Annotated in this window: 7 protein-coding genes and 2 pseudogenes; 6 read left to right on the top strand and 3 right to left on the bottom strand. The window is 54.5% G+C overall.

What is annotated here, in order from left to right:
• Positions 1–101: 101 nt before the first annotated feature.
• Positions 102–997 (bottom strand): annotated as a pseudogene (locus tag HLH48_RS22010) (IS3 family transposase); the annotation flags it as partial.
• Positions 998–1,136: 139 nt separating this feature from the next.
• Entirely contained in the window at positions 1,137–1,709 is a 573-nt protein-coding gene (locus tag HLH48_RS22005; RefSeq protein ID WP_182999604.1) for a flavin reductase family protein, read from the bottom strand.
• 296 nt (positions 1,710–2,005) lie between these two features.
• Here HLH48_RS22005 and HLH48_RS22000 point away from each other — a divergent pair, with 296 nt between their 5' ends.
• The 6 genes from HLH48_RS22000 (at position 2,006) to HLH48_RS21975 (ending at position 9,119) form a co-directional block, all read left to right on the top strand.
• On the top strand, positions 2,006–2,281 hold the full coding sequence (locus tag HLH48_RS22000) for an acyl carrier protein (protein WP_246387696.1): 276 nt from the start codon (positions 2,006–2,008) through the stop codon (positions 2,279–2,281).
• Complete coding sequence (locus HLH48_RS21995) at positions 2,278–3,714, top strand: class I adenylate-forming enzyme family protein (RefSeq protein ID WP_182999603.1); 1,437 nt, start codon at positions 2,278–2,280, stop codon at positions 3,712–3,714. The genes HLH48_RS22000 and HLH48_RS21995 overlap by 4 nt, the downstream gene beginning before the upstream one ends.
• Before the next feature lie 10 nt (positions 3,715–3,724).
• Complete coding sequence (locus tag HLH48_RS21990; protein ID WP_182999602.1) at positions 3,725–4,474, top strand: hypothetical protein; 750 nt, start codon at positions 3,725–3,727, stop codon at positions 4,472–4,474.
• Positions 4,475–4,503: 29 nt separating this feature from the next.
• Positions 4,504–5,583 carry a beta-ketoacyl synthase N-terminal-like domain-containing protein gene (locus tag HLH48_RS21985; RefSeq protein WP_220795267.1) on the top strand — a complete coding sequence of 360 codons (1,080 nt, stop codon included), beginning with the start codon at positions 4,504–4,506 and terminating at the stop codon, positions 5,581–5,583.
• 525 nt (positions 5,584–6,108) lie between these two features.
• On the top strand, positions 6,109–7,818 hold the full coding sequence (locus HLH48_RS21980) for an NAD(P)/FAD-dependent oxidoreductase (RefSeq protein ID WP_182999600.1): 1,710 nt from the start codon (positions 6,109–6,111) through the stop codon (positions 7,816–7,818).
• A 35-nt stretch (positions 7,819–7,853) separates the two neighbouring features.
• The gene (locus HLH48_RS21975; protein ID WP_182999599.1) at positions 7,854–9,119 is read left to right on the top strand and encodes a pyridoxal phosphate-dependent aminotransferase; all 1,266 of its coding nucleotides are present in this window, start codon (positions 7,854–7,856) and stop codon (positions 9,117–9,119) included.
• A 263-nt stretch (positions 9,120–9,382) separates the two neighbouring features.
• Here the strand turns inward: HLH48_RS21975 and HLH48_RS21970 are convergent.
• A pseudogene (locus tag HLH48_RS21970) lies at positions 9,383–9,846 on the bottom strand (IS5 family transposase); the annotation flags it as partial.
• Between the last annotated feature and the right edge of the window lie 111 nt (positions 9,847–9,957).

Genomic DNA, 9,957 nt, shown 5'->3' with positions numbered 1-9,957 from the left:
ACGAGGCTCGTTCGACTGCTCAATATCCACTCACACGGCCCTCCATCTGCAATGCGAGCTTTACGCTATCACCATGGAAAACAAGGCCGGGTTCCATCGGCGCTTACGAAGCAGCGGCGCACCCCCTGTCGTACCGGCTCCAGGGCCTCGAAGCGGGTGCCGCGTCGGGCGGCATGAATGCCGGTGCATTCGCCGCCGTGATGATCGATGGCAATGAACACGGCGGCCTGTCCTTCCCGCGTCCATGGCGACGTCATGTCGGTGCCCCACATGACGTCGATCGCGTCCGGGATGATCGTGCCGTCATGCTTGCGCGGTCCCTTCGGCGCACCGGTCCGCGAGGGGGCGAGCAGATCGTTCTCTCGCATCAGTCGCAGCGTCCGGCGACGGGATGTGCGCACACCGGCGAGCCGCAATCGCGCCCAGACCTTGCGATGCCCCTCGCCATGGAACGGACTGGCGGAAATGATCGCACGGATCCGTCCGACCAGGTCCTCGTCCGGCATGGGGCCGGTCGGACCGCGTCGGCGAGGCTCCGGTCTCGCCGCCACAGGTGTCCTGTGCCGATAGAGCGTCGCCCGGCTGATGTTCCAGACCCGGCAGACCGCCGCCAACCCATAGGGGCGACCGGAGGATGGGGAGACCGCCGCGCTCATGGCCGCGGCCTCCGACGGGCCAAAGGGCGGCCTGCCTCCAGTGCCGCGATCTTCTCGCGCAGCAGTTCACACTCGATCATGAACCCGCCGAGCTTTGCCTTGAGGCGATCGCTCTCCAGCGTTTCGCCGTCGGTCTGACGTGTCGCAAGACTGGCCTCGCCCCTGGAAAGAAAGGCGTCCTGCCATCCGCTCAGGGTTGCGGCCGTCACGCCCAGTTCACGCGACACCATCTCCAGGTCCTCACCGCGCAGCAGACGAAGCACGGCCTCCTTCTTGCGGCGGCGAGAAATGCGTCCGCCATGCCCCGGTCGTTTCGCGTCGTTCTTCAGGTCGTTCGTCATCGTGACACCTCCGTTCGTCTCTCACGCCCTTATCTGGCGTCTCAAAAAACCCGGAGGCGGGAGAGCGGAGGATTACGGAAGCCGAGATGACTCATTTTTCCAGGAAATCCAAATCAAGTAAAAATGTAATGTCAGTGACTCAGGTATCCTCCCCGTGTTTTATGGTTGTGAACTGGCGCTTGAAATATAGGCTAGGCAATTCGTCTCTTCCAAACAGAATCTGCTTTACATAACATATCATGAGCGTGTGGGTCGCGATCTCTATGGTTCGTTGCACTGTCGCGGACAGCGTTGCCCGGGCGTCAATCAGCGAAGGAGGAAGTCCGGCGCTAAGTTGCCATAGCGCTGGCGCAAATAGATCACCGGTTTCGCATCTTCTGGGGCGGGCAAACACGCCTGCCAGCCCGGTATGGTTTCTATTCAGCAAGTTAACCGACACTTGCCGGTTCTGTTTAATCACCTGGTTTACGTACGCTCGCCGGGCGATATAAAAACTTATAGTTGGCGGGGCATCACTCACGGATACTATACTCGAAAGAGTAATGCCGTAACGACCGGCAGGACCATCGGTTGCGACGATCGAAACTGCTGCCGGAAGGTGCGACATTGCCTCGCGGAAAGCAGCGCCATCGGCCTCTGCACTTTCTTGGGAAAATTGTAGGTGCGTTGGTATTCCCGGACCTTCGGAAAGCGCCCCTTTATAATACGGCATCTATTATATCCCCGTCTCCACACATGCAGAAACATATTCAAGCGTGGTTATGAACAGTCGCAGACACTGGCCATTTTCCGCGCATAAATTTGCACAAGGCCCTGCAACCTGCTCCATCGAAATAGGTAATAGCGCTATTAGCCATTTCGATTTCGACACGGCTAATCGCCATGTGCCAAGACAGAGGGGTCGGCCGGTCGCTTCCAGCGGCAGGCAAGAAAACTTCCGTTATAACCTAGTTGCAGGATCGCAACTTATACCTGAAATGACAGGTTAGAAATTCGGGGGGCTACACGTTGGAAAATTCACCTCGCCGTGCGTTGATTATCGGAAAGCTTAAAGACATACTGACAGAAGAGCTGAATATCGGTGTACCACGTTCCGAAATAAATCCGGACGCCAGCTTGGCGTCCTCTCTGGGCGTTGATTCGATCGGCTTTTTAGAGCTTCGCTACCAATGCGAAGAAGTTTTTGGCTTCCCGGTAAGCGACGCGGACTTCTCCCCTCAACATTTTAGTTCCTGTTCCACACTTGCGGATTTCATTCTCGCTCATGAGGCGGATGCACGATGACAGAAATGCATGCCGGTTCGCGCTTTGCACGCGACAACCTGCTTCCGTTTTCAGAATTAATGATAGGAACGGTCGGGATCACTGACGACAGAAAGTTGCCTGATCCGGAAGATCTGATTCTTGCTTTGCATGGCCTGAGTTTACCAACTGGAACGGTTGTGATTGTCGCGGTGCCTAGCAGCGCCGAAATCCTGTATCACATTGAAGCGCTCACACAGCTCGGTCTAGTTCCAGCATTGATTGCGCCAGGGACGCCGCTTCCCCGACTTAAGGCGATGTTAGAGGACTTCTCAGCTGGCGCCATCATACGGAACACGCTGCCTATGGATTTGGGCACATTGCGTATGCGAGACAAGAAGCAGCTTGGTAGCCACGTGATTGGCATTTTGGACCCCGTTAGCGTTCCGCAAACTTCTGCAGGCGAGATTATTCTAACTACATCTGGAACGTCTTCAGAGTTTTCTAGCGGATGTGTTCATACTATCGGAGCGCTGAGGCGCAATGCGCGTCGGCATGCCAAGGCGATCGGCTTAAGATCCGACGATCGCATCCTGATACAACTACCCCTCTATTACTCATTCGCCTTCGTTGCTCAGGCGATCGCGGCGATTGAGGTGGGCGCCTCCATTTGGATTGCTCCATCGCCTTTTGAAGCAACCGCGTTCCTGATGGCTCTTAAAACGCACCGGATCACAGCGACATCGCTAACGCCCCGCTTTTTGAAAACACTTTCGGGTCGTTTACCCGGCAGATTACCGACTACATTACGCTGCTTTACTATCGGTGGGGACGCAGCCGATGGGCCTGCGATGACTGCATTTCGTGAAGCTTATCCGGACATTGAAGTGTATTGCACTTACGGAATTAGTGAGGCAGGTCCTCGTGTAGCAACGCTCGCCGCCCACACGGTATCACCGGATATGTACACCTGCCTCGGCGAACCGTTGGAGGCGACTGAGTTGCGTCTCGCTATGGAGAATTTCGGAGACTGCGAAGGGGAATTACTGGTCAGTTCGGACACTCTTCTGATACGTAAGATAGGGCGCTCTAGTTTGGATCCCACAATAACGTCTGGCCAGAAGCGGTGGTTACGGACAGGCGATATATTTCGGCGCGACGAAATGGGCGCCTTGCACTTTAAGGGCAGGCGTGGCGATTTTTTAATAGTGAATGGGGAAAAACTTAATCTCCGCGCTATCAGAAACCTCCTTCGAACTATCCCCGCGATATTGGATGCGCGCACCCGCCCGGGAAACGACCGTCATGGTAGGCAATCTTATACTTTAGAGTTGGTAGCCGATGCCTGTGAGTTCTCAGAGGAGAGTTTACCTGACTTACATCAACTTATCCGTGACCATCTCTGGCCCAATGAACGTCCATTCAGCGTCGACGTCAGGCGTGCGTCCCGACAAGATTACGTGACAGTCAAATAAGGAAAGCGAGATGTCCGTGGATCGAAATGTAGTCAGTTTGGTGGATGCTGTAATTGAAAAACACAGTACAGGATCTATCGAAGACGTCATCCAGCTTCTTCCGAAGTCGATGTGTCACGTGCTTCAGGAGCCTTCGGTGTTTGGAACGTACCAGCCAAACATCGTGAGGCTAATGTACCCGGAGCGCGAATGGTGCATCTATGACGAACGCTATCGTGAAATTCGCGATAAGGTTATTCCTGCGATCACCGAGCACTCGTACATCGAAAATCTGCTTCTTGATGAACCAGTACGTCTGCCATGTTTCTGCAGCCAGATGGCCAATGTAGCTGCGTTGATAATAGGGCGCCTCTTTGGCGGCGAAGTATATATATTAAGAAATATCTACGTAAATTACTTGTATCTCCCAGAGCGCTGGCACAGCATCAACGCTGTTCCAGAAAACGGCAGAATTCGCTACTTCGACGCCTCTGCCTACGCGCAGGTAATAAATCCGAAAAATCAGCGTATCACGAGGCCAGAGAAACTGGAGGGCTTCGACGCGGCAGATGTCCGACGCGACTTCATAGTGAGCGAACGATGGCTTCAGGAGCACCCTTACCGGCGAGAGCTGATCGAGCGCGGCAGTTTTTTGCGCGACACGTTCTATCCTTCTCCACTTGCAGGAACTCGAGATGACGAGTTCTTCCAGGTTATCCGTATTGAGCCGCGTCAAAAGCGTAACCCGTGCAGTGGAGGCAAACCGTGCGTGGTCGCGTAGCCGTAACGGGAATGGGCTGGGAGACGCCCTTGGGGGACGATATAGCAACTGTCTGGCAGGCGTTGTTGGATGGGGCCTCTGGTATTACCTTCGTTCCGTGCCCGGTGAAAATCCGGAATGAACGTGCCGCCCCCGTTAGTTCTCTTGCGAATCTTGGACCACGTGAGCGCTTCACCGAGATGGTGCGACGAGCGGTTGGACGAGCATTATTAAATGCTGAACTGAGAGGAAGCTTTGGCTCCGGCGAGGTTCGCACCGCCCTCGTGATCGGCACGAGCCATGGAGCTCGACTGGATGATCCAATTAGCATTGCGGAGCCGCCGGACGCATGGCTGCGTGGAATCGCCGCCGATTATGACTTCTTGCCAATTGCTCTCTCGACGGCATGCTCGTCTGGTGCCGATGCAATTCTTGTGGGAGCGGCGCTAATCAGATCCGGTTTGTTCGAACGCGTTGTATGCGGCGGAGCGGACGTATTAACGCACGCTAAACGTAAGGCACACTCAACACTTGGGACTATGGCGACCAGCGAGTTACGCAGCTTCGACGTTAACCGTGACGGCACGCTATTGGGCGAGGGTGCGGGCATCGTGGTGCTGGAGCCTGAATGCCATCTGCATCCCTCGAGCGCCCTGGGTTTCGTGCTTGGTTGCGGGGCCGCGAACGACGCAGCGGGCCTGACAGCACCTGATCGCCATGGAAGGGGAGTTAAACTAGCCGTTCGGCGCGCATTAACTGATGCCAACTTGGACGCGCAAGACATCGATATAGTAAACGGCCATGGCTCGGGGACCCCTACTAACGACGTCATTGAAGCAGCAGCTTATGCAGATATTTTTCAGACAAAGAAGCCCATCCTTTTTGCGACAAAAGGCGCGTTTGGTCACTCATTGGGGGCGACCGGAGCCTTAGAAGCCATATCTGTTATCCAAGCGCTTCGCGATCGTAAAATCCCTCCTATTGTTGGCACAAGTTGCCGTCTACCGGAGTGCACGCTTCCCCTGCCCGAAGCGGGTTGCCAAATACAAGGCGCGCGATTTGGTCTGTCAACAACAATAGGGTTCGGCGGCTTCAATACGGCAATCGTCTTTGGGGGAACAGAAGCATGAGCATAAACCTGCTACCAACGGAGCGGGCTGCGATCCACCATGAAGGCGTCGAATGCGGCGAGACCCTGGCTGACCAACTACGATACGCAATCACAGCGACCTTGGGTCCTTTGAACCCACAACCTGACGTGCAGGAGGTTGGCGCGATCTGTTTCGGAGACGTTCAGCCTACGGCTGCCGCCAAAAAAGTCCAAGAAACGTTCGCTGAGAAAGCCCGTGTCTCGCCGATCGATTTCGTAAATGCAAATCCCGGGGCATCGCTATCAATTGTCTGCACTGAATTGCAGCTACGTGGCCCGACACTACACTTTTTAATGGGGGGTGACGCGGTAAGAGAGACAGCTCTGATACTGGCATTCCGATGGACCACAGAAGAAAGTGCGGAGGTCGTCGTAGTCGCGGAAATAACAATGGTCAATGGACGTCGCGCTCTCGACATCACCCTTGTGAGGCGCAGGGGTCACAATATTAGGGAAGTATTCATCTACGGTTGATCCATAAATAAGTAAGGAGGGAGTAAAAAACATGTCATACGATTACGATATTGCAATTATTGGTAGCGGAATTTCGGGATCTATGCTCGGTTCAATTCTCTCTAGGCACGGAGCCAACGTCGTTATCTTAGACGCTGGTACGCATCCGCGTTTTGCAGTTGGAGAATCAATGATCCCAGAAAGTGGCGTGTTGCTGACACTACTGTCGGAGGCGTTCGATATTCCAGAATTGCGCTATCCGGCTAATATTGATTTGCTTAACAAGCATGTAGGCTCGTCGAGCGCAGGAATCAAACTCTCGTTTTCTTTCGCGTGGAACGATCTAGACCGGCAACACAATCCAAGGGACCTAGTGTCTACCCCTGTCCTAGCGCCGGAAGCCCATCTCTTTCGCCAGGATGTTGATGCGTATTATGTCGCGCTCGCCGCACGTCTCGGCGCGATAATTCGTCAACAAGTCCGAATCACCTCGATCCATCCTGACGATGATGGCGTGACGCTCAACCTCGAGCGAGGCAAAGATCTGAGGGTTCGTTATGTTGTTGACGCCAGTGGGTTCCGCTCACCCCTAGCGTCGCAAATGAGGATGCGAGAGGGCGCTCCGGAGATGCAAACGCGGACGCGGTCGATCTTTACCCACATGGTCGGCGTGCGCACATACGAGGAAGCGATTGCCGATCTGAAGACCAGCCGGTCTCCTACTCATATCGGTCAGAGTACTCTTCATCATATTTTCGATCAGGGCTGGCTATGGATTATTCCTTTCGATAACCATCCACATTCTACCAATCCTCTGTGCAGCGTCGGCCTGCAGTTTCAAATCGATCAACACGGACCGGCGGGCGACCCAGAACAGGAGTTCCAACGTTTTCTTGAGCGACATCCATCGGTACAGCTGCACTTCGAAGGCGCAGCTAGAGTGCGTGAGTGGACTGTTGCGCCGCGTATCAATTACAATAGCCGCGTGACCATATCAGACCGTTATTGTCTTCTGGGCCATGCTGCCGGATTCGTGGACCCACTGTTTTCACGTGGCTTGGCCAATACGTTTGAATCTATACTGAGGGTAGCACCAAAAATACTTAGGTCGTTGCGCGATAATAAGTGGCATAGCGACGATTTTTTTTCGTACGACCGCTATAGTCGATCTGTGGTCGCAATCAATGACCGCTTGGTTGCAAACTCGTACAGCGCGTTCCGTTCATTCCCGCTTTGGAACGCATGGTTCCGTGTTTGGCTCTCTGGAAGCTACATCGGAGTACTCAGATTACGCCGCATTCTCGCCGACTTCCGCTCCCACGGGGATCTTGATGCTCTGGAACAAGCTTTCGACAACGCCACCTATCCGGGGCATCTCTCAATTGAAAGTCGACAGTTCGAGACGCTTTTTGAAAAGGCAGCAACTGCAATGGAGGCAAAAGAAGCGGGAGAGATTAATGAGTCAGAGGCCATTGCGAGGTTGCAGTACCTTTTTGTCGAGATTGGAGCAGGCCTGCCGATTAATTTCGCTGATTTCAATAACCGTTTCGTCTCTCGACCTGATGACAAGTTTGCAAATGCTTTGCTAAACTGGGCGAACAGCGCACCCTTCGGGCTTGCTTCGAAATTGGCTCGGCCGGGTGCGGGGCACTTCGAATACCTTGATACATACCGATATGGCGATAGGTTAATGCAAATACGCCATGCAGACGAAGCATTGGAGCAACTGCCGACTCCAGGGAAAAAGACGACGGCTCTTTGACGTCGGCTCAGCAATCAATATGAGAGTATAAGCTGATGACAGAGCTCAATACGCACGAGCATGAATTCCGGCGTGCTCGCAGGCTGTCTGGATTGGAGGTTTCTCCCATTCTCCAGATCGAAGCGGAGGTTCGCCGGCGCAATCTGAGAGGCATGGCGACCATTTCGCTCTGCGCGGGCGAGCCCGATTTTCCGACACCGCCGGCCATCATCGATGTTGCCAAAAGGGCAATGGATGAGGGGCACACACGTTACACGTCGGTATGCGGGACGCCGACGCTTAAGACTGCGATTGCGTTGGAAAACCGCCGCATTCACGGATGGGAGCCAGCGGCAGAAGCAATCATTTGCTGTGCAGGCGTCAAGCAGGTAATTTCCAATGCACTCTTAGCGTCACTTGATCCGGGAGATGAGGTCCTGGTTCCAGCCCCCTGCTGGGCGAGCTATCGCGATATGATTAGCTTAGCGGGAGGACATGCGGTTCTTGTTCCCACACATCCCGAATCAGATTTCCGGATTGACGCGACTGAGGTTGAGGCACGGATAACCCCACGAACGCGATGGCTATTGCTCAATTCGCCGTGCAATCCTACCGGCGCTGTGTCGCGGAGGTCTGAACTAGACGAGCTGGCCAGTGTTTTACGTCGGCATAAAAACGTCTGGGTAATTACAGATGACATCTACCGCGAAATTACATACCTCGACGAGCGCTTGGTTGGTTTCGGCTCGGTGGCGCCCGATCTACGTGGCCGACTCCTGATCGCCGATGGTGTTTCCAAATCGTTTTCGATGACTGGATGGCGGATAGGCTGGGGTATCGGTCCAATTGCACTTATCCATGCAATGGCTGTAGTTCAGAGTCAAACAACATCGTGCCCGAATGCAATCGCCCAGTATGCTGCAGCATATGCTTTGTCTGGTAGCAGGACGGACAATGAGTTCCGCCGCCGCGAATATCTCAGTCGGCGCAACCTCGTATTGCGCGAATTATCGGAGGTACCAGGCATTCGCGCGTACCCACCTGATGGTGGGTTCTTCATCTGGATAGATTGCTCCAAGTTAATAGGATCTCCGCTCCGGAGCGGCGGTAATATCTCTGACGATGGAGCCTTGTGCGAGCTATTCATGCGGCATGGCGTCGCCCTTGCTCCGGGATCAGCGTTCGGCTTGCACGGTTATATACGTCTTTCCTTCGCAACATCAGCTAAACAGCTTATCGAAGGCTGCCGTCGCATGGCGAGAGCAGTCGGCGCGGTTGGGCCTCAAGGCGTCGTAGCTAGTCAATCGGGACGAGGCGCATAAGTAAAAACACAATGGCAATGCTTGGTTTGGAAATATAAACGTCAGAATTCTAGCAGTTAGTGCTTGCTTCCGTGTTTTTACTTATAATCCCTGTCCCAACAGATGCCTCTCTGGCAACCAACGGAGCGCTTCGCGGTTTTATCGAAAGCATTCCCGTAATGGTTGCGGAGGTTCTAAATTACGCTGCCGCGGTCTTGGCGCTTGAACTTATACCAGCGGTCATGATCTTTGACCTGCATGAGCCCAATGCCTGAGAGCCTGAATCAGAAAGCGGTTTGATTAATTTTCCGCAGAACTCTGCGGATATGGGCGATCATCAACCACGCGTGGGATGACGAGATTGTTGCCTCGACATCCTTCGTGAGGCGGCGGCAGCGTCAGAGCCATGCAAAGCTGCGCTCCACGATCCGGCGCTGGGGCAGGACGACGAAGCCTTCGGCCCGATCGCCGCGCTTGACGATCTCGATTGTCCATCGGCCGAGTTCAGCCAGCGCACCACGCAACTTCTCGCCGGCATACCCTCCGTCCCCGATCAGATGGCGAAGCCAGGGGAACAATGAGTGTATCCTGGCCGCTGCCAGCGGCGCGCCGTCACGATCCTGAACGTCGGCCGGATGCACGACAGCCGCCACGACTGACCCAGCGTGTCGGTCGCGACAGGCAGCTTGCGTCCCTTGATCTTCTTGCCCGCGTCATAACCGCGAGGGCCTCTGTTTTCAGCAGTTTTTGTAAATGCTGGATGAAAAGTCCGCAAAAGTGCTGGATGAAAAATCCCCAGTTTCTGGTTTCTGGGGATCAGCCAGGGCCTTGATCGTCGGTTTCTCTCCTGGGTGGCCGT

The organism is Gluconacetobacter sacchari, assembly GCF_014174255.1.
In the GTDB taxonomy this organism is placed as follows: domain Bacteria; phylum Pseudomonadota; class Alphaproteobacteria; order Acetobacterales; family Acetobacteraceae; genus Gluconacetobacter; species Gluconacetobacter sacchari.
This window is presented reverse-complemented; position numbering and strand designations above follow the sequence as displayed.